A 20,773-nucleotide genomic window follows, 5' to 3' on the forward strand; every position below is an offset into this window, starting at 1 on the left:
CCAGCCATTAAAACGGGTAGGGTAGTGTTAGTTTTATCTGCCCATTTAATTACTTTTTCTAGCCCCTCACCAAACTTAATAAGCCCATTAAGCCCACTCTTTGCCATATCGGTGCTAAACAAAGATGTTGCGACAGATGTCATGGTTTCTTTTAATTTATTAGCCTTGCCTGCTATAGAGTCCACATATTTAGCATTTTCTTTCTCTGCTGAGCCAAAATCATCACCCTGTGCGAACTCTTTTCTTATTTTTTTGAATTGTTCATAATTTCCCATCAAGGCTTGGAATACATTTGCTCTATGTTTACCAGCGATGGCTTCAGACAATCCGGCTCTTTGGTCATCATTTAATCTATTCCACTTAGGGTGTAACTCGTCAAGCAATTGAACCATGTTTTTAAGCTGTCCCTTTGCCTTGTCCTTATACACGTTTATACCTGCAATTTCACTTAAGGCTTTTGCTGTTTTATTAAGCTGTAATTTTCCATCTTTAGCACTTGCAGCCATACCGGCAAAGTTAATAGCTATAGACTTTAAACCATTACCAACCTTTTTAGGATTTTGTAGTGGTTCATTTGCTGCCGTAATTAGACCCATAGAGTCAGCATAAGAAATACCATAATTAGATAAAACAGAACCGCCATTTTGTATTGCTTCAGCAACACCTGCCGAAGATATAGCGTAATTATTTCCAAGATAATTTATCTTATTCAAAGCATCGTCCAACTGGGTTGTTTCTTTAACTATGCCCTTAATGCCCCTTTTTATCTTTGCAAGAGGAGTGATACCAAAAGCCTTAACTAAAGTATTTACTGCTTTAGTTGCTTCATCTTTATTCATATCACCAACATTAGCTAATATCATAGATTTTCTCGCCACTGCCATTGATGATTTCATACTACCCATACCTGATTGGATAGATGTAGCTAATGAATTTTGTATGTCTGCTGAGCTCATACCGACTTGTTTACCAGTATTAATAGCCCAATCTTGTATTCCTTTTATTTGTTTCTTGGTTCTAACATCAGCAGCCTTAGCTACCTTTTTAACATTTGTCATAGACGCATCTAGACCTTTATAGGTTTCGACCATAGTACCTATTTGTCTTCTTAATGCAGCCCCTGCCAAATATCCTACAGATGTTCCAAGGAATGAACTTCTAAAATCATTCCTAAACCTATCCATAGAGCTTCTATATCTACTAGCAACGGTCATTTGGGTATCTAATGCTTTTAGCCTACCCATATAATTACCTGAGCCAATGTTATCAGCCTTAGATAGGTCAACCAATGCTTTTCTATATTTATTTATTTCTTTTGGTTTTAAATTATTCTCAAAACTAGATAATCTCCTAGTTAAATTATCTAGTTTTTTTAAGCCCTTTGTTTGAACTTCTGTTTTTCCTAATTCAGCATTAAATTCTTTTAGAGTGTTTGTCGTACCACTAACGGTAGTTGGCTTAATACTATCAAATTTATTAGACAAGTTTCTTGATATTTTTTTTGCCCTATCTTGTGTAATAATATTGGAAAACCCATCTAAATTATCTTTTGCTTTGAAATATTTAGAGCCTACTTTTCTTTCTATCTTGTCAAGTTTTCCTATGTTTTTAACATAGTTTTGTAGAGACGCTGAACGTCTTTCTATGTTTCTTAAATTATCACTTGACATTGTATTTTTTCTGATGCTTTTTAAAATAGAATCACTTTGATTTTGTGCTGTATTTTTAAAACTTTTTGCTAAAGGATTCTCTATAGAATTAATAGTATTCTTTATTTTTTGAACATCCTTTTCAGCTTGAGCAAAACCTTTAGCTAACTCTTTTGTATTCCTGTCAAATTTAAACCCACTATTGATACCTTTAACATAATCTGCATAACTTTTACCAAGCCTAGATAGTTTTTTAGATTCATTAGCTATTTCTTTTTCAGTCTGTTTTATTTTATCTGAAGCTGTCTTTTTAGCTGAATCCGAAACTGCTCTTTGGTATTCTGCTTCCTGTTTTAGCCTTTTTCTATGTAGGTTATCAAGTGTTTTAGTTTTAGATTTTTCAAGATTACCTAAAGAATTTTTTTCGTATTTTTCTCTTTCTTTGACTTGATTTTGAATATTTTTGTTTATATTACCTGTATCAAGTTCTAATTTTTTCTTAATATTGCCTTTTTCTAATTCTTTGAGTTTTGCTTTTGCTTCATCAGTACTCAAATCTAAATTAGAGGCTATTTTAAACTCTGACAAATAATCACCACCTTATCTAACCAATAGGAACGCCCAAAGACCTCATTTTTTGTAAAAAAATATTTTTCCATCTCGAACCAGCCCAAGCATTCCAATCAGCCATGATGTGAGTCTTTTTCCTACCACGTCTTGTACCAGACCATGTTCCACCTGTTTCAAGACCATGCATTGGAAAGAAGTGAGGACGACCATCTAAAAGGATTGATTGCCAAGAGCCTAGTGCAGCACTTCCTGTATCTTCTATGCTTACCTCTATAAGAGAAGGTGAGCAAGCTGTAATTTCAACTGCATTAAATAGCTGTCCGGATATACCCCCAACCTGTGACTTTAATATATTCTTACCTTCTTTTTTTGCCTCAGTTCCCATAAATTGAGCAGTCTGTGCCATACATTTTCTTATATATGCCTCACACTCTTCTATAGACCCAAATACCATTTTGTACCTACTCTTTCTTTTCTTCTGATTTTTCTAAATCATTAGCTAATCTATTTAGTTCTTTTTCTGCTTTATCTCTACTATCTTCTAAAATTCCATTTATATTTGCCAAAATACATATATTTAAACACTGATTAAATATTATTGTTAAATGGAATAGCACCTCTGATAAAACTATATCTTTTGTATCAAAGTTTATTTTGTCATCTACTTCTATATTAGTAAAATTATCAATTAAGATTTTATAAGCCACATCTTCGTTTTCTTCTAAATCTCCATTCCAAACAGAGTTAAAATAGTCCATGATGGGCTGCATATTTTCTGTGTTAGGATTTAAAACATATACATATTCTCCATTATCTGAATTAAAAACGGGGATTATCGCTCTATATTTTTCTATTTTATTTAAATTACTTAACTTAATTTTTTCCATATTTTTTTTCTCCTTGTATTATAGTTTAACTTCCAAATTGCACTGTATTTCTATTTTTACTTTACCATTTACCTTGAGATTATTTTCCCCTTTAATTAAATAAACCCAATTCCTATCAACTAGGTGGAATAAATTTTCATCATTTTCCCCTATAACTAAGTGCATACTATTATCAATAATAATTTTTTGACCTTTTTTTAAAGAGGAAATCTTTAAGGGTTTTTTATTCTTAAAACTTGTATTCTCAATAATACATTCTGTGTTATCCAATGCTTCTATTGAAAATATAGGATATACTTTCTTTTCGCTTATAGATGAATTATTTATAGTAATAGACTTTTCATCGGAGACCTCAGTTGCCTTTTTTATTTTTTTTATTGGATGCTTATAATAAGGCTGAAATTCTATCTCAAGAATACCTCTTAATTCATGGTTTCTTTTCTTTTTTACTTTTGTAGCTATAAGATAAAAATACAAATCAGGGTAATCCATAGATTGAAATTCACAAAACTTGTCTTGAACCAACCAATTAAGTATTCTTTCTTCTTGTTCTTCAGTCCATATAGCACCTGTTGAATCATTCTCTAACAGACAAAATTCCAAAGTAATTGTATCTGGTGGGGAATCTTCGTATGTATAAAATGGATTTCCTCCAAATGAATTTTCTACTCTTATTTTGTTTGAAAACGGGATGCCATAATCCATTAAAACGTCGTTACTAGATGTATCTATAAGTGCAATGCCTTCAGAAGACGAAGTTTTACCATCAAAAATAAATTTATCAGAATGAAAGACCATATAATCACCTCTTTTCTTTTTTTTAATGTTTATTTAAGTGTTTGATACAATCAAGCAAATAAATAAAAGTTAAAAACAATTATCCAAAAAAATTACCCTACCCAAAAAATAGGGTAGGGTAGGTGTAATTAAAAAAATTACTTTAATTTTATCTTAGGGTCTAGCTTTTCAACCAATGAACTGATTGAAGCTTTTTCATCATCTAAGAATACAAGGTCTATATAATCCCCGTTTATGTCTGGGAAGATGTCTAGTTCCATTGGGAATTTAGATGGGTTATCAGTAGATAGTGACAATTCAGCATTCTTCTTAGCTTTTGCATTATGTATAGTCATGTGAAGTGCCATCATTTTACCATCATAAGCCTTATAAGCAACATCAGCTTCAATCTTAAAGTTAGGAGACTTACTCTTAGTAGAGAATTTAATTAGATTTATCTTAGCCTTTTCTTCCATATAGTAAACAAGTACTAAATCTCCCTGCTTTACACTTTCATCAGCTGAAAGGTCTAATACATAACCATCACTTGAGTCGTCACCTTTCTTTACAGTTAATTCCTTACCTAGTATAGTTTGTCCATCTATAGGGTCTAATTTAAAAGCTGAGACAGAACCTTCAACTGGCTTAACACCTTTTATTGTAGCCTTCTTACTTTCATCTAAGGTAACCTTTTTAAACAGACCAGCCTTATATTTTTCTGGAGTTTCAACATCACTTGATGCCATTATGGCAAGATGTTTAAACTGAATAACCTCAAATTCCATTTTTAACTCAGCAGTTACCTCACCGTCAAATCCTATACATTTATTACCCTTTGCTTTAGCATAGACCTCATCAGCACTAAACTTTAAATCAAAACTGTTTGCATCTTCTGAATAAAGAAATACCTTACCATCTGCTTTATTAACCATAAGTATATTAGCAGCATCTTTTATCGCAAATCTCATTTATCATACCTCTTTCTTATATTTTTTTTATAAAAAAATAGACAACCCCTAATAAATAGAGTTGTCTATTTTTAATTTAGATTCTTTTTGCCAATCAACTATATCCTCAGTTTTAATCAATCCTTTTCCTGTAGTTAATATTCTCATGCCTATATCGAAACTCTGTTTCAATCTACTTATTTCTATGGTTGAAATTAACTGAAAATAAGTCCAATTTAATATATCCAAGTAGTTTCTTTTATCTTGATGAACTACTATATTTATATAATCACATAAATGTAGAATACTTTTTTCTCTACGTTTTCTTTCTTTATCTTTAAACTTTTTTATAAGTTCTTTTTCTCTTTTACTTCCAGTGTTTTCTATCCAATCATCTTCTTTTTTTTCTAAAAGAGAATCAATATCTATTTTAAAGTATTTTAATATAACTTTGTTCAAGACCTCGATGTTGTGTTCATCTATTATAGCTTTGTCTTTGATTGTTATAAGAATTTTACCATTAATATTATTAATATAAAAATCTGAAATACTACAATCAAAGAAAAGGGATAACACTAAAAAATATATTTCTAAAAAACTATATCTCTTTTTTCTTTCTATAAAAACATCTCTGTAATTTATTTGTATATCTCTGTCATATTCTTCTGATATTAAAGATTTTGAAGTCATTTCCAACGGATTCAAACAATCCATTCTTGAAAAATCTAGTTCTGATTTATTCTCTTCTATATATTCTTTTGCCTGACTATAATACTGTTCAATAGCAATAAATGGGTATGTTATATCGGAATCATCAAATGGTAGTTCAATAAGCTGTTTTATAGTCGGTTGCTTGATTATCCCTAGACTATAAGTAGACAAGTCTATATCCAAGCCTGCAACCAATTTATTTTCTAACATTTAATAACCCCCTTTTATATTATCTGTTCTGAAGTACATCAGATAACCATTATATTCTATTGGCAAATCCTTTGTTTTATACATATTCAAAAAGGATGTTTTTCCTATACTGTCAATACTAAAACCATTAAGAACCCTTATGATTTCTTCTATTATTGCCAATACTCTCGAACCATGTACAGTGTCATCACAACTTTGATGTCCACAAACTCCAATCTCTATAATATTTTTTAAGGTGGCATCATGAGAGTGTCCCATTTCTTTCCAATTTTCTTTACTATAAATACTTATACTAACCATAATATCAGACTCCCTTTGAAGTTGTTCTATTCTTCTATTCATAAAAACTTTGTTTTTTAACTTTCCTACAGGATTTTCAACTTTTGGTAGTTCTTCAATCTCTAAGTCAAGTTCATTATTATAGTAAAGAAGTTTAGTTATTATATCTGACTCCATAATTTTAGAATAAATATCTGTTGTAACCCTATTACAATATCCTATTAAAGCCATTTTATTTCCTCCTTAATGTAACTGTTGTGCTATCAATCAATTCATCTGAGTTCTTGTCTATAGCTTTTATTCTTATCTTATTACCTATTAATCTAAAGTTATTAGAGCCACGAATAACAATGTTTGAATCTGTCTGTGATAATATGGTAAATGCCTCATTTTCTTCAATATCCCATTTAATGCCAGTATGTTTTGAAGATAGTTTTATAGTATACTCAACTTGCTCACCAATTATAATTTTAGTGTTACCTATGATTTTATCTTCTGGTATTATTGGGCTTTCCTCATTATCGTCTGCGTAGAAAGTCTTATAATAACTTTCATTATTGGCAAGTAGGGTAGAGTAGTTGTCACCTTTAATTACAGCTGTCTGAAGGATAAGAGATTTAATTAAACCATTGTATTCAAAATCGTTTATGTGCGTAATCCTAAAAGCCGTTCTATGTGTTAATAGAACTCTAAATCCTTCTAATATAGTCCTAGTAACTGGGTTAGAACCATACCAAATTTGTTTTTTTGAATCCATATGAGACATAAACAGACCGTCAGCCACACCATCTGAATACATTGTAAGATTTTCAGTAGATATTGGAATCTTATATATTTCTCCTTCATGCTTAATTGAAAAAGACCCGTTACATCTTCTCATTATAAATTGCTTTTTAGCACCTATAGGCTGGTGTTCTTGAAAAGTGATTAGCCAATCGCAATTATCAAACCTAACATAACACCCTACACCTACATTTAAGTCAAGTTCTGTAAATATCTCTTTTTCATCAAGTGAAGTATCATCATTATTCGCTATATCGTTAATAGCTATAAGAGCAGTCTTTGTCTTGCTTGTTATACAAACTTCGTCCACATCTGTAACCTTTACTTTATGTGCAGTTATAGATGTGTTTAGATATTTTTTAAAACCATCTATTGCTCTTTGCTTTTCAACATCTTTTAAAGACCTTAATTTATTATTTCTTAGAACTCTATCTTTATAATCATTCATACACATATCATTAAAGGACATTAGTTAAATCCTCCTATATTTTTATATGAATAAGCAATTATATTCGATTCTAAATCATTTTTAGTATTTTCATAAAGCTTGATAACCTTATCTAGCATATTTGCTCCTGATAGCTTTTTAAAATCACTATCAGTCACAAGCTGTCTTAGATTATCCTCTCTATTTAGTTTAGGGTGTAACCAATAAAATATCATTCCTTGTGCCAGTATAAACATTTCATCAAATGTTAAATCGGTTTCAAAATATCCATTATTATAAAAACATATTTCTACTGGTTCAGATAAAGGGCTTTCAAATTCAATCAATTCATCTTTGACATCCCAATCTATTCCTTTTTTATATTCAATACCTGTTTCTTCACCAATAATTTCTATATTTTCTAAATGGTCTTTTGGAAGAGAAAGTTGATATTCTCCGACACCTAACTTTAAAGATGAAAATCCATATCCTTGAATTTTCAAGTCTTTTTTACAATTTCTAAATTTTGATATAGAACCAATAAGATACTTATTAAGTTCTCTTCTAGCTATACTCGGTCTTAACAAAGCAAATAATTCATCATCTATTTGAGAGAGGAATATATCGTAAATAATGTCTATTTGTGTCATATGAATCCTCCCAATAAGTTATTTATTTTCAAATAAATATCCTTTACCCGTTATATTGGAAAGAATATTTTCTTTGTTTTTGTCATTTATTTCACCTTCTGATTTTAGATATAAGTATCTTGAAAAAACCAAAAGAAGAATATCTATAGATAGTTTATTACAAAAGGTATCAAATTCATCTAAACTTGAATCAATTATAAGTCCGTCTATATTTGTTATATTGTAATCAAATGGAGCGTAAGCAAAATCCAATCCTAGGGTAGCTATTATTTCTTCAAAAGAATAAACTTCACCTGTATTGAAAAATTCAACAATGCCCAAAGAAAGAGATTTTAAAAGACCTCTTGAGCTTCCCAACATTGATAATATATTTTTCATAGATATTATCTTGGTATCTCCGCTTTCGTTCCATTCTAGTCTCTCTTTTGTTCTTGAATCTAAAAAACAAGTAACACCTGTTGTAAGGTTTATAACTTCTGCTGTTATATAATCCTCATTTTCATTTATCCATCTCTTAATTTCAAAATATTTGGGATTATTTTCTGCTCTATTATTAACCTTATTTCTAATAATCTTTGCCATATTTTTCTCCTTAATAAAAAAAGGGGAAGAAACTCCCCTCATAACTATTACTGTATCTTGTAAGCCCCATATCTATTTGCAACTGCAATACCAAGATGGAACTTTCTAGCATAAGATAATTCCAACTGTCTATCAAGCCTTCTATGCCCGTTATCAAGATTATCGTTTATCCATGCTTCCCCTTCAAATCCACCATAAAGAATCTTATCTCCTTCAGGAATAACAAATAAAGTGTCATTTGCTATAGCGAATTTCTTAGTATCCTTATTATAAACGTTTTCCAACTGTACACACTTAACACCCTTGAACTTAGTGACAAATCCACCATTTCTGATATCTGTAGAATCAACGGCAAAATTTTCAATTCCTGGTATTTTTGATAGAGCTATTTTAGTGCCATATATAACAGCACCGTTACCAACTTTCTCGCACAGTTCTAAAAGCTTGCCTTCTTCGACATTTGAATGTGTAACCTTTAATTCATCAACAGTTATACTGTCATATCCCTTTGCGAAAGTTTCTCCAATAAGTTCTGCTATTCTCTTGTTAAAAGAAGCTACAACCCTATCAACTAGATTGTTTAAATCTATCTTTCCTAGCATAAAAGCATCATATTCAGTATAAGCGGCAAGACCTAAATCAAATGGAGTAGTAGGAACTTCACCATTAAACAATCTCTGCCTTCTTATATTATCATTACTTGCTGCTATAACAGAAACATCAAATAGTTCAGGATTATTAGTTACAAACTTAGGTTTCTCACCATAAGATGTATCTTTAAATTCCATAATAGGTGAGAATACCTCTCTAGTTATACTAGATGTTCCTTCAGTTACAAGAACTTCTAATATTTCAAAAAATTCATCTTTTATCTTGTTAAAGGCTCTTGGACTTCTATCCCCACCTGTCTTTTCATCAAACAATTTTCTCAGTGCATCGTTCGCATCTATCTTTGAACCATCTTCTGTAGAAAATGTCTGAACCTTCTTAGTATATATATCTAGTGCTAAACTCTTCAAATCCTTATTCATATCTATATCACCTCGCAAATTATATAAATCTTATTTCTACAGATTTCTGACCATTAAGAACCGGTGTTCCTATTACATAACCTATAGCACTTGTACCTTCTGTATCCTTAACCAACTTGTGAGAACTTGGATGTGGTTTTACTGCATCGCCAACATCGACAGTATTATGTATGAAATCTGCCTGCGAAACTGCTATCTCAAGTCCATGCTTTATAGGAAATGCTCTATACACCTTGTTCTGTTCTATAACTAAATCATTTTCGTTCTCATTCTGATATGGGTGGAATGACTCAGCTATGACAGCTATCTCTAGCTCAGGTTTCTTGCCATCCCCAAAAGCATCTGCCTTAAATACATCTTTTTCTGTTTCTGCCTTATCCTTTGTTATTGTTACAAACGCACCATTCTTAGTAGGTGTATTATTTCCAAACCTAACGCTTATTGGTTCAGAAAATGGATTTTTTGTTATATTTACTAATGCCATACTATTACCTCCGTAAAATTATTACTTACAACCTAGAATGTTATCTAGTAATCCATTGTAAAGTTTCTCTTTTTCTCTATTTTTTTCAGTATTATTTAAATTTATGCCTTTAAAAGAAAAATTCTGTTTTTTGTTATTCTTTAGTGCATTTTTTCCAATTATTACATAAAGTTCCTTTTCAAAATCTTCTAACGTAGCTTCAAAAGACAGCACTTTTTCTTTTATTTCTACAACAGAATCCTCATCAATAGAGAATTTTTCAAGAATATTTTTAACTTCTATTTCTCTTTTAGAATATTCATTGTCGTTTCTATATTTTTCCAAAACCGATAATTTTTTTTCTAACTCATTTATTCTGGAAATAAAAAGTCCTTTTAAAACTTCTAATGAGTTAATATTTGTTTCAAACAAATCTTTAAATATAGATAAATCTAATTCTTGAGTGTTTATATTATTAGATTCTTCTATGTCTGTGTCTTCAATCGGCTTTTTATCTTCAGTTGTATCTTCATTTTCTGTTTTCTGTGGTTCTTCCTCAGTATTATTTTCTTCTGCATTATATTCTTCTTTTTCAAAAGAATATACATCTGCTTTTGCTTTATTTATAAATTCTTTGTAATCATCAAGATTCCCAAATAGTTCAAGCCTGCAATTTTCGTCCATACCAGGAGTTATATCATCAGACAATATAGTTATGCCCAAGTAATCAAACTTGGTTATATGGAATATATTATCCACATCTGAATAACCTTCATTAACTGCTAATTCAACACTTACACATTTTCCATTTGTTTTTTCTATAAGTTCCAAGGTTTCGTTTGAATAATCTTTATAGATATATCCCGTACAACTCACATAGATCTTTCCATCTTTTGACGTGTATTCAACCCTTGTTGATTCTGGTATAATACCTACTGGTCTTTCAAGATAGGTTTCTTTGATACCATTATCAGTTAATGTGATTTCAATTTCATGTCCAGCAAAATCATACTCTCCGTTTTCATCTTTTCTTATATAAGCCAAGATAGGTTTATTCTTAAGACTAGGCTCAGCCTCTCTTATAGCTTCAATACTTATATCAGTATAATTTCTATTCTGATTATCATGTAAAAGAGTTATCTTTACTGGAACTAGATTTGAACTAATTGGTTCTGTAGATTGAGTAAATAAACAGCTCATATTGGCTCTTCTTTTCAAAATCTTTACCTCCAATTTTATTATTTGTTTTCTTTGAATATAAAAAAAGTAGGGTAGCCCCTACAAGAATAGCTTGTGTGTATACATAATGTTTTTCTTTGTTTTATCCTTTAATTTATTCCAAGAACCTGTATTTGAATATATGTATATATCATCAGATTCAGTCATTCTGTATTTTTTAATTCTAAAATATCCAGCTTTCTCCATATCTTTGGGATACCTAGATATTAAAAAAAGGTCTTTCATAAAATCACCTCTTATCCTTCACTGGAGGATATTTCTCCATCTTTATTTGTTCCCTCGGGTCTACCTGCTTTATCTGAGCTTATAGTGTGAGATGTAAGCATAGGGGTCATGTATTCTTCTAAATCTAATATTGATTCACTATAAAGAATATTTAAAGATTCAAGAGGACTAAATCCTTGAGTTGCCAAATATTTTTTCTTAGACCCATATATGGCAAGATTTTCTCTTTCCGTCTTTATTGCATTTTGCTTATTGTAATAAGAAGTTTCTAAAAATTTAACTTTCCATCCACCTTTTTTAAATTTTTGTCTTAACTCATAATTAAGCCATTTTTCAACAAGTCCTTGAATTTCAATCGGAACTAATGTATCTATTATAGAGCTAAGCATTATAGCTTCTTTAGTCTTTGCATTTCCATTAAATAAATCATCAGATATCCCTGCATTATCATAGACACTCTTTTTTATGTTATTTACGTGTTCATATCCTTTGAGTTTTCCATCTCCAAGAGTTATAGAATCTAATTTCATAGGCGTTGTTACAATACCTATACCTTTAGGAAGTGTGCTTTTTATAGCTTCGTGATAAGCACCTGCGACATCAGCATCTATTTGCATTTTCCCTGTCTTTTCATCGTGAAGTAGTTGTTGATATAATAATTTATAGTTATCAAGCTTATTATTCTCATTGTCAAGTGTTTCAGCATCAGATAAATTTAAAAGAACAGAGAATAAATGTAAATAATATGGCAACCCTTTGCTTTCCCATTGATTTAACTGAAAACCAGCACCATTTTCCCCAACTACATAATAATCTCCATTAAATCCCTTGATATTCTTCTTGTCTTTTGAATTTTTATATTTTATATAAGCCTTTGAGATTTCTTCAGGAAAATAATCCAACTGTGATTCAGATATCTTAGACACATCTATCCCGTATCTAAAAATACCAAATTCATCAAGCATAACCATCTTACATAATTTCTGTGGTATTTCTTGAATTAACATACCATCTTTGGTTTCTCTTTTATATATATAAACCTCACCATTTTGAAATAATCTTTTTGTTATCCATCTCATTAAGGTTTTAATCCCAAATTTTTCCAGATATTGAGCGACCTTTAATTCATCTTTCCATATTGCGTCTTTGTCTTTGTATCTAAAACTATCAGAAGAAAAGATATAGTGGTCTTGAGTAAGAATTAATGACTTATAGTTAATAAATTCTTTAAGCATACCATTAAGCTGAGTCATTTTGACCGATAAATCTTGAAGTGAGGATATGTTTGATTCAGGCTTATCAAGTATTCTGCTTAACTGTAAAGGACTTATGCTTGATGGTTTGTAATAGTTTTTGTTTATTTCTTCAATGCTTCTAACCTCAGATAAAGATTTTTGTCTTGAAGCAAAGTTTATATGATTTTGATTTACACCATTATCAGAATTTTCCATTTTCTCACTTCCTTTCTAATTAAAAAATACAAATTGATTTTCAGATTTATCAGATTTTAGCTTTTCTTCGATTATCAGATTACACAAATAATTTCCATATGCTAAACTTGAATATCTGTCTTTTCTTGCAGTATTTTTTTCTTTTATTTTTACTTTACCATTCAATATATCATACGCTAAGTTCACAAGCTCCCCAACCAAAAGAGTAGTCTGAGCAAAAGGAGCTAGGTATTTTGCTTGTTTCTCACCGGATAAAGAAGATAAACCGATTGTGTCATTAAGTAATTCTTTTGCATTTATATCGTTATCTGGTAACAAAAGTTTATTACTCATAAAATCAGATTTTAACTTCATAGCCATTTCATGATTTGATTCCAATGTGGCTTTCATAGCATACATTATAGCTAATGCTCCATCACTATCCGTTTCATTAAATTCTGTGTCCCCGTCTTTGTTGTAAGAAGTCCAAGCAGGGTAGGTTACCCCTCTCTCGTTATCATATATTTCTTTTTCTAACTCATTATAAACTGTCATACCTATACCATGAGCATCTATAATCATTCTATCGCAACCAAAGTCATAAAAAAGTTGCTTTAATCTAAGTGCTTGAAATTCAGCTTGAAGCCCGTTATATGATTCCATACAAACAAGTTCTTTTTTCCAAGTCTTACCCTTTGGTATAAGTCTAAGTAAGCTATATATAGAGTTGTCGTTTTTTGCACCAGCTTGTAGTGCTATATCAGCAGATAAAACTCTTATTTCACCATCTACTTTAGGTATATCCCAAGACTTAACTTGTTTTGATTTTTCATTTATCCAATCCACTGAGGTTGGTGGATAGAAAACATTCGTTATTCTTCTACATTTATCTATTTCATCTAAGTTAAAAAAAGCATTGGCATTCTCGCCAAAAAATACTGCCTCTGTTTCCATTAGGTAACTTATAGAATCCATTTGTTCTTTAAGTTCCTCAACTCTTGATTCACTTATCAAGCCCTCTCTAATAGATGTTGCTACAGGAATATTAATAACAAAATTATCCTTTCCATTTGCCATTTTTTTTACAAAGGGAATATAATAATCTTGGTAAAAATAATGTGCTTTTAACCATGCTGAGGTTAGATAAATTGTTTTATTTTCATATTCAGAATAATTACTATATTTAGGATTTCTCCTATAACTATATTCTGGTATATTATTAAGAAATGGTTGACATACCTGTTCTAATATCAGTTTGTCTAACTGCACAGCCTCATCAACTATAAGAATAGTTGCTCTTTTACCTCTTCTATTTACACTTGCGTTTGTTGCAGTGATAAATGAACCATTCTTAAAACGGACTGTTTTCTCATCTTGTTTCGATTCAAAATCCTTAATCTCTTTTCTAAGCATTACAGACATATTGCATAATTCTTTTTCTATCTTAGAATTAATCAATTCTATTGCCTGCCCCTTTGTCGCACACACGATAACTATCTTTGAATTAGGGTAGAGTATAGCCATACAACAAGCAAATAATGCTATTAAAAAAGATTTACCGACACCTCTTGTTCCTATGAATATGGAGTTAGTTTTTTTATCAAATTCATACAAAATTAACTCTTGAAACCATTTAAGTCTAATACCTAGATAGTCTTGTGCAAATCTATGTGGATTTTCTCTCCAAAACACAACCCACTCACTTAGAGATTTTTCATAGGCTTTTTGTTTATTAGGGTGAATAGTCCTTCTCTTTTTTACTTTAGTGTAAAATTCCCAATCTTTATTGTTTTTAGGCATTATTTCAATACCCCCAATGATTTATACATTGTTGATATCATTTCTTTTTGAACTAACTTTTCAATTTCGTCAACATCACTATATTTTGAATCTTTTGTTATCAGTGGAGCGTTTTCTGTAATACCTTTTATAAACATACCTACTAAAACATCATCAGACTGTGCTGAATTGTCTTGAGTAGGTTTTAATCTAGCATCATTCATTATTGACTGCTGTATCTTTGTTATACCATTTACAGTTTTTTGGTCTCCTACTTCTCTTGCTTTTCTTATAGCTAACTCATTTAAAGAGTAGTGCATATATAGATTTTTTTCTATAGGAGAACTACCTGAAAACGAATTTATTAATTCATTATACTGATTTTCTAATATATATATATCAGCTTTATTATAGTTTGTTCCCCAACGTTTTATCATATCTTTTGTAACCTTAAATTTATTTATATCATCATCAATACCAATACCTGCTGAACTACATTTTTCAGAGTATTCTTTGATTGACATTACTGTTTCTTTTCTGTTTGAGAAAGCCCCTCGTCTACCAGCTTTTTTCATCATTCCCTCTATATAGTTAGGAAATGTTAAATCTGGTTCTTTGTTTGACATTACTTCTTTAGCGAACTCAAGATTAAAAGGAAAATCAAAGTTTAAACAAATATGCATTAGTGCCATCATAAAATCCCCATCATACATATTAATAAGTTCTCTATATCTTTTGTTCAAACAACTTTTACAAATAGGGAAGTACCCTTCTGAGTTATACAGTGTGTTATTAACCCAATAATACTCAGCCATAATCTTATCTTCTTTACAAGCACCACATTTTGAAATAGAGGAGTACTCGGGGTTTATCTTATCTCTGTTTTGTTTTTCCATCCTCTCACTTCCTTTCTAATTAAACTACACATAATATAGGAGCTGTTTCCAGCCCCATAATTATGTGAGGAGAAAAAAAAGCAGTTGCTTAATCTAAGCAACAACATCAGCATATAAGATTCATATGCTGATGTTGTTGGGTATTATCCCAACGATAAATTTATATTATAAGTACATAGTTTTCCTTGATTGTTAAATACCATAAATTTCTGAACTGGTTTAGAGTTTTTCCTAAGATTATATGCGTATTCATCAGCACCGCTAAAAGACCCATTAACCAAAACCTCAGACTGATTAACAGTAAATTCATTTGCGTTATGAAAATGACCCATAAATACATAATCTGGTATCTTTCCTGTTATGGCTGTAATGTTCTCTATGGCTGACTGTGGTTTATCTTTATCTCCATGAACACCAACGCAATTAAATCCCATAATACCCAAACTTGTAAGCGTCTTCCCGATGCTTTGTATAATTTGAAGATTGGTAATGTTTGATGTTCTATGAATTATTAACTCTTGAATCAATGCTGAAAAACTATCTTCATTTAGGTTATCGTCTTTTTTTGGCATGATTCTGTCATGATTACCCTCAACCATAGTAAAGGTTACCTTATTCATTTTTTCGGACAACCTATACAATGCCCTAGATATCAACTCAGAAGCACCAATTATTTGTCTTGCCACATTCATTCTATTTTCTAATCTAAGAGTGTTGTGTATGTGTCCCGATATGGTATCTCCTAATTCATATACATATAAGTGATTTATATTATGTGTTGTGCAATAATCTAAAACTTTATCAATCAAGTAATTAAGTCTAGTAAAGGCAATATCTTCATCGTAAATATTAATTGAAGAATTAATACCAATACCATAATGTATATCTGATAAAAGTAACACCCCAACATTATGTGAATCTTCCTCTTGTGGTGATTTAAAAACTTCAAGAGGTTTTTCATAAGCTAATATTTCAAGCTCATCTCTCATTAAGTTTATAAAATCTTCAATTCTTGAAAGAGAGCGTATCTTTTTATTTGCTAAAGTTCTTTCGTCTTGTATTTGTTTTCTATTTTTTTTTAACTCTAGTATTTTTTCTTCTATATGATAAATATCATCATGATAGTTCTTGTTTTTTAAACTTTCTTCTTCAAGATATTCATCATATAGTTTTACACCATAAGACATCTTTCTTACATGGTCAGCTGTAAAATTAAGACCTGTTTTTTCAGATATTTCTTCCCATGAATCAGAATGCTCTCTGTTAAGTTTTCCAAGCATTAAATCTATTATCTTTTTTTTCTCCATCTTTTTTTTCTCCTTATTATCCAAAAAGAGCAACCTAATTAGGTTGCTCTTCAGACATTGTTAAAATTCTCTATCGTATCCTATGTTAATCGTTACTCCAGCTTGGTTGATGTAATCATTGAAAAAATCTTTTAAAGGAATTTCATTTATTACATTACCATTCTTATCTGTTTCGTGGAACATTAGTTCTTCACCTACATAAATCAGAGTGCCTTTTGTTGTAGATGATTTTATACTTGTCTTAGCCATTTTTTTCTCCTTATTTTTTTTATGGTATCGGTGATGGGAATCGAACCCATGACATCTTAATTAAAAGTCAAGTGCTTCTACCGACTGAGCTACACCGATATTTTTAATATAAGCTAGTAAATCACCTCAACTTTCGATAATAAGGCTAATGAGTTATGTTATTTCTAACTTATATTATCTACGGACAAGTGAGCATTGTTAAGAGGCTTGTTCGCATCTCTGCATATTCCCATATATACATATATTAGGACTATATACTCTTAATAACATATATAGTAAGGAGGAGAGGTTCAGGAGGGCAGTATATAGCCCTAGTATATGCATATATAATAACGTGTCGGATTTGCAGCCTTGTGGATTTCCTTAGCCAATTATATCATTGCTGAACCATTCTCAAGGGTTTATACGAAATTTTATATTTATAACTTAATCTTTTTAGGACTTGAAATTTAAAACTTAAAACTTGAGGCTTGAATTTTAGAATTTAAACTTTTCTTTTAATTTTAGGCTTCCGTCAAATTTTTCTGCCAGAATCTATCTTTAGTTTTCTTCTATTAGACTATGCAACCTCTAGTCAAAGGGATATAAGTATAGGTTTTCGCAAACCCGACACAAAATATTAAATTTTAATTTTAACCAATAACTTCTATGGACGTGATAGCATTAGATGTTGATAGAGCAAAATCTACATTTGCCTCAAATCCATTTATAAAATCTTCCAACTTTCTGATTTCCTCTTTGATATTTATAGGGTCAACAAGTTCATAAAAGTTATCTTCCTCAAAAGCCTTAATCAACTTTTCGGAATCTTTTGTATTATTCTTTTCTGACCCAATTAATACTTTAGACATTTCAGCCACTTTATCTTTTATATCAGAATTTTCATCTAATAAATTTCCGGAAGCATTTGCAAAATCACTCTTCAAACAGTCAAGGAAGAGCTTATATATAGGCATTTGATTTTTTAAATCTATAGCCTCAGCAACAGTCATTGTATTACCGTCTATAGTAACCTCTGTTATTGCATTAGATAATATTATTTCCTTGCTTATTCTATTTTTTAGAGATATTAAATCGTTTATCCTCTGAAGGTTTGCTTTTGCATTACTGTTAAAATCTGAATATTTTTCACCTTCAAAAACTACATCTTTACCCTTTTTTCTTATCGAACAAAATGTAGAGTTATTTATTTCCTTTTTTATCCTTTTATCTAAAAGTTTTTTCTTTGCTAAAGCTTCATGTATGTTCATCTTTATATTTTCCATAATTATCCCTCCAATTTTCTTAATATATATTCTGGTAATTCCTCTTTCTTTAGACCTAATAACTTAGGTTCTCTTGTAGAATCATATTTTGTCCTATCTTTTAATTCCTTTTGTAAATTAATACAGGGTTTTACCTTTAGTTTTGAATATGATTTACTTAATCTGATGTTGCCATCTCTAACATCTTTATAAACCACAGGAGGCATTTGTTCAGCATCATATCTGATTCCAAATAATTTAAATGAATAGCCTGAAACAATAAGTTCTTTAATACCATATTCAATACTATCAAAAATCTTATCTAAGTCCCTGTCGCTCAAAAAAAGATTACATTCTTTGTGAATCATATCTTTAATATACCTTTTTAAAAATTTTGAGGATATCGTTTTTGACCTCATATTTACCTCCTTTACATATTACCCTCTATATAATTAATTAGTGTAACTCCCCAATTTGTTAATCTAATTTTGCAATTTAATATTTTTAGATTTAATTTATATTAATTCATAACATTTATCGCAAAATCCTTTCTTGCTTTCTCGTCTTTTTCTTTTAAGTTGTGATTTCAGCTTAATGCAGCCACAAGCAGAACAGACGCCATAGTTACCTTTACAGACATTAAGATAATACCAATCCTCGTATTCTTTATAATATTGATTAGTAATTCTCTTAACAGCTGAGTTTAATATCTGAGATACATTAGGTCTTGTGGTATCTAATTTTTCAGCTATGATTGAAACTGAACAACCATCTCTATACAAAGACAAAATTTCTTTCTGTTTATCTGTAAAATTAGTGTGTTTAATTAATGTATCTAAATCCATTAAGATTATATTTAAATCATCTCCTATATCATCACTTTTAACCATGGGTAGTAAAAGCTTTATTATTGAAGAATCCATCATATCTAAATAATTCCAATCTGGTGAACCATTGTCTTTTAAAGGATTTTTAAATCTTATAGGCTTATGTTCTGACATATAAACATCAACCATATCTTTTTTAGTTATGAATATCAGTCTATTTATAATCTTTAATCTTCTAAGGTCTGAAGAGTGCAAACGTTTTTTTGAAGCTTTTAAGTTTGAATACATTTTTCTTTCTGATTTAAGATACTCTAAGAAGTTATTGTAATCAGTTAGAGTCTTGCTTTTTTTAATATCTTTTTCTTTTATCTCTATATCTTTTGATTTTTTATAGTTCTTTTGTCTTGTGAATATAGCAAAATCAACTTTATCCTCACCATCTTTATTCAACATAAGTTCTTTGACTTTTTCTTCCTCCTGTAAGGCTCTATCAAACATTTCCTTTGTGTGATAAATCTTAATCCTATCATCTTCTTTTTTTAGTTCTGGTGTATTTATTAAATATGAACTAATGGTTTCTAATAGGGTAGCAGTAAATGAACCTGTATATAAATCATCATTTTGATTTAAGCAGACCCTAATAGGTGAATTATCCAATCCAGTGCTTTCGTCAATACTTTGCTCAAATAGACCTAACCAAAAATCTTCAGGAAATTCAACCCCATTTATTTTTTCTATTTTCAAAATTTCTTTTACTAATTTTAATCTATCTTCATATCTAACTAGGGAATAATCTAGTTTGGATTTAATTTCTATATATTTTTTTTGTAATGTATTTTCATTTTTAGTACTCAATCATATTTTACCTCGCTTTCTTAATAATATCGAAGGTTCAAACGCCACAAGGCTTATTAGCAGCAATTTGTATCTTCTATAGTGAATTTGCCTTATATTTACGCTAAAATTTATTTAAATCTCTTCAAAATATAGCATCTTTTATTTAAAATTTTACAATAAAATAATGACACACATATTGATATTTCAATGTTTTATAGAGTTTAAAACACATTTTGTCTTTTTTTTTACTTCATGTTTTTAAAAAAAATCTTTCAAGTATTACGTGCAGCGTATATAATGGGGTGTCCCTTGGAATAATACTTAACTATTTTCCTTTAAATACATTATACCATAAAAAACTTTAGAATGGTAAAGTAAATTCAGAAAAATCAGAATATTTTAAAAAAATAAATTTAATTCAAGATAAGATTGTCTTAATTATTTGATAAAGGTTCAGACGCCACAAGGCTAAATAAATATTAAGTAAAAAAGCTAGAGTTGTTGCATTGCAATAGGTATAGGGGTGTGCTTATATTTGTGATTTGCTGGATTGTGGGTGATTTTGTATGATTTTGGGTGATTTGTATGTAGTTTAGGTATAGTTATTATATAGTTTGTTTAGTAACATAATGGGCTGAAAGCATTGAAAACACTAGTTTTCAGATTAAACACCCCCGTAGAAAACGTTTTCATAACATTGGAAAATAAATACTAATTATTTTCTAAAAACCCTACAGGCATTGAAAATACTAGCTTGTAGAAATTTACTTTTTT

The 20,773-nt window shown here is 30.1% G+C and carries 22 protein-coding genes and 1 tRNA gene; all 23 read right to left on the bottom strand.

What is annotated here, in order from left to right:
- Positions 1 to 2,237, bottom strand: a 2,237-nt coding sequence (locus F823_RS10615) for a phage tail tape measure protein (protein WP_036745955.1), incomplete at its 3' end; no start/stop codon positions are given.
- A gap of 16 nt (positions 2,238 to 2,253) precedes the next feature.
- Positions 2,254 to 2,673, bottom strand: a complete 420-nt coding sequence (locus tag F823_RS0108590) for a hypothetical protein (protein ID WP_019595604.1) — start codon at positions 2,671 to 2,673, stop codon at positions 2,254 to 2,256.
- A gap of 7 nt (positions 2,674 to 2,680) precedes the next feature.
- Positions 2,681 to 3,106 carry a hypothetical protein gene (locus tag F823_RS0108595; RefSeq protein WP_019595605.1) on the bottom strand — a complete coding sequence of 142 codons (426 nt, stop codon included), beginning with the start codon at positions 3,104 to 3,106 and terminating at the stop codon, positions 2,681 to 2,683.
- Between the two features lie 18 nt (positions 3,107 to 3,124).
- Positions 3,125 to 3,904 carry a phage tail domain-containing protein gene (locus F823_RS0108600; RefSeq protein ID WP_019595606.1) on the bottom strand — a complete coding sequence of 260 codons (780 nt, stop codon included), beginning with the start codon at positions 3,902 to 3,904 and terminating at the stop codon, positions 3,125 to 3,127.
- A 137-nt stretch (positions 3,905 to 4,041) separates the two neighbouring features.
- Positions 4,042 to 4,851: a hypothetical protein gene (locus F823_RS0108605; RefSeq protein WP_019595607.1), complete on the bottom strand. Its 810-nt coding sequence runs from the start codon at positions 4,849 to 4,851 to the stop codon at positions 4,042 to 4,044.
- Between the two features lie 48 nt (positions 4,852 to 4,899).
- Positions 4,900 to 5,751, bottom strand: coding sequence for a hypothetical protein (locus tag F823_RS0108610; RefSeq protein WP_019595608.1), 852 nt, complete (start codon positions 5,749 to 5,751; stop codon positions 4,900 to 4,902).
- Complete coding sequence (locus tag F823_RS0108615) at positions 5,752 to 6,261, bottom strand: hypothetical protein (RefSeq protein ID WP_019595609.1); 510 nt, start codon at positions 6,259 to 6,261, stop codon at positions 5,752 to 5,754.
- A 1-nt stretch (position 6,262) separates the two neighbouring features.
- The gene (locus F823_RS0108620; RefSeq protein ID WP_019595610.1) at positions 6,263 to 7,282 is read right to left on the bottom strand and encodes a hypothetical protein; all 1,020 of its coding nucleotides are present in this window, start codon (positions 7,280 to 7,282) and stop codon (positions 6,263 to 6,265) included.
- Positions 7,282 to 7,890 (bottom strand): hypothetical protein, encoded by a 609-nt coding sequence (locus F823_RS0108625; RefSeq protein WP_019595611.1) that lies wholly within the window; start codon positions 7,888 to 7,890, stop codon positions 7,282 to 7,284. The genes F823_RS0108620 and F823_RS0108625 overlap by 1 nt, the downstream gene beginning before the upstream one ends.
- An 18-nt stretch (positions 7,891 to 7,908) precedes the next feature.
- Positions 7,909 to 8,472, bottom strand: coding sequence for a hypothetical protein (locus F823_RS0108630; RefSeq protein WP_019595612.1), 564 nt, complete (start codon positions 8,470 to 8,472; stop codon positions 7,909 to 7,911).
- Positions 8,473 to 8,519: 47 nt separating this feature from the next.
- Positions 8,520 to 9,503, bottom strand: a complete 984-nt coding sequence (locus F823_RS0108635; protein WP_019595613.1) for a hypothetical protein — start codon at positions 9,501 to 9,503, stop codon at positions 8,520 to 8,522.
- Positions 9,504 to 9,522: 19 nt separating this feature from the next.
- On the bottom strand, positions 9,523 to 9,987 hold the full coding sequence (locus tag F823_RS0108640; RefSeq protein ID WP_019595614.1) for a hypothetical protein: 465 nt from the start codon (positions 9,985 to 9,987) through the stop codon (positions 9,523 to 9,525).
- A 21-nt stretch (positions 9,988 to 10,008) separates the two neighbouring features.
- A complete protein-coding gene (locus F823_RS0108645) occupies positions 10,009 to 11,184 on the bottom strand; it encodes a hypothetical protein (protein ID WP_019595615.1) in 1,176 nt (391 codons plus the stop codon).
- Positions 11,185 to 11,244: 60 nt separating this feature from the next.
- The gene (locus F823_RS0108650) at positions 11,245 to 11,430 is read right to left on the bottom strand and encodes a hypothetical protein (protein ID WP_019595616.1); all 186 of its coding nucleotides are present in this window, start codon (positions 11,428 to 11,430) and stop codon (positions 11,245 to 11,247) included.
- 11 nt (positions 11,431 to 11,441) lie between these two features.
- Positions 11,442 to 12,881: a hypothetical protein gene (locus F823_RS0108655; RefSeq protein WP_019595617.1), complete on the bottom strand. Its 1,440-nt coding sequence runs from the start codon at positions 12,879 to 12,881 to the stop codon at positions 11,442 to 11,444.
- Positions 12,882 to 12,896: 15 nt separating this feature from the next.
- Positions 12,897 to 14,660 (bottom strand): terminase large subunit domain-containing protein, encoded by a 1,764-nt coding sequence (locus tag F823_RS10620; protein ID WP_019595618.1) that lies wholly within the window; start codon positions 14,658 to 14,660, stop codon positions 12,897 to 12,899.
- The gene (locus F823_RS0108665) at positions 14,660 to 15,535 is read right to left on the bottom strand and encodes a hypothetical protein (RefSeq protein ID WP_019595619.1); all 876 of its coding nucleotides are present in this window, start codon (positions 15,533 to 15,535) and stop codon (positions 14,660 to 14,662) included. Before F823_RS0108665 ends, F823_RS10620 begins: the two co-directional genes overlap by 1 nt.
- A gap of 143 nt (positions 15,536 to 15,678) precedes the next feature.
- Positions 15,679 to 16,842 carry a hypothetical protein gene (locus tag F823_RS0108670; protein WP_019595620.1) on the bottom strand — a complete coding sequence of 388 codons (1,164 nt, stop codon included), beginning with the start codon at positions 16,840 to 16,842 and terminating at the stop codon, positions 15,679 to 15,681.
- Positions 16,843 to 16,902: 60 nt separating this feature from the next.
- Positions 16,903 to 17,091 (bottom strand): hypothetical protein, encoded by a 189-nt coding sequence (locus F823_RS0108675; protein WP_026333373.1) that lies wholly within the window; start codon positions 17,089 to 17,091, stop codon positions 16,903 to 16,905.
- A 22-nt stretch (positions 17,092 to 17,113) separates the two neighbouring features.
- Positions 17,114 to 17,190: transfer RNA gene (locus tag F823_RS0108680), tRNA-Lys, on the bottom strand.
- A 533-nt stretch (positions 17,191 to 17,723) separates the two neighbouring features.
- Positions 17,724 to 18,356, bottom strand: coding sequence for a hypothetical protein (locus tag F823_RS0108685; protein ID WP_019595621.1), 633 nt, complete (start codon positions 18,354 to 18,356; stop codon positions 17,724 to 17,726).
- A 2-nt stretch (positions 18,357 to 18,358) separates the two neighbouring features.
- The gene (locus tag F823_RS0108690; protein WP_019595622.1) at positions 18,359 to 18,754 is read right to left on the bottom strand and encodes a hypothetical protein; all 396 of its coding nucleotides are present in this window, start codon (positions 18,752 to 18,754) and stop codon (positions 18,359 to 18,361) included.
- 96 nt (positions 18,755 to 18,850) lie between these two features.
- A complete protein-coding gene (locus F823_RS0108695) occupies positions 18,851 to 20,017 on the bottom strand; it encodes a hypothetical protein (RefSeq protein ID WP_019595623.1) in 1,167 nt (388 codons plus the stop codon).
- Between the last annotated feature and the right edge of the window lie 756 nt (positions 20,018 to 20,773).

The sequence above is a fragment of the Peptostreptococcus anaerobius VPI 4330 = DSM 2949 genome (genome assembly GCF_000381525.1).
GTDB lineage: Bacteria > Bacillota > Clostridia > Peptostreptococcales > Peptostreptococcaceae > Peptostreptococcus > Peptostreptococcus anaerobius.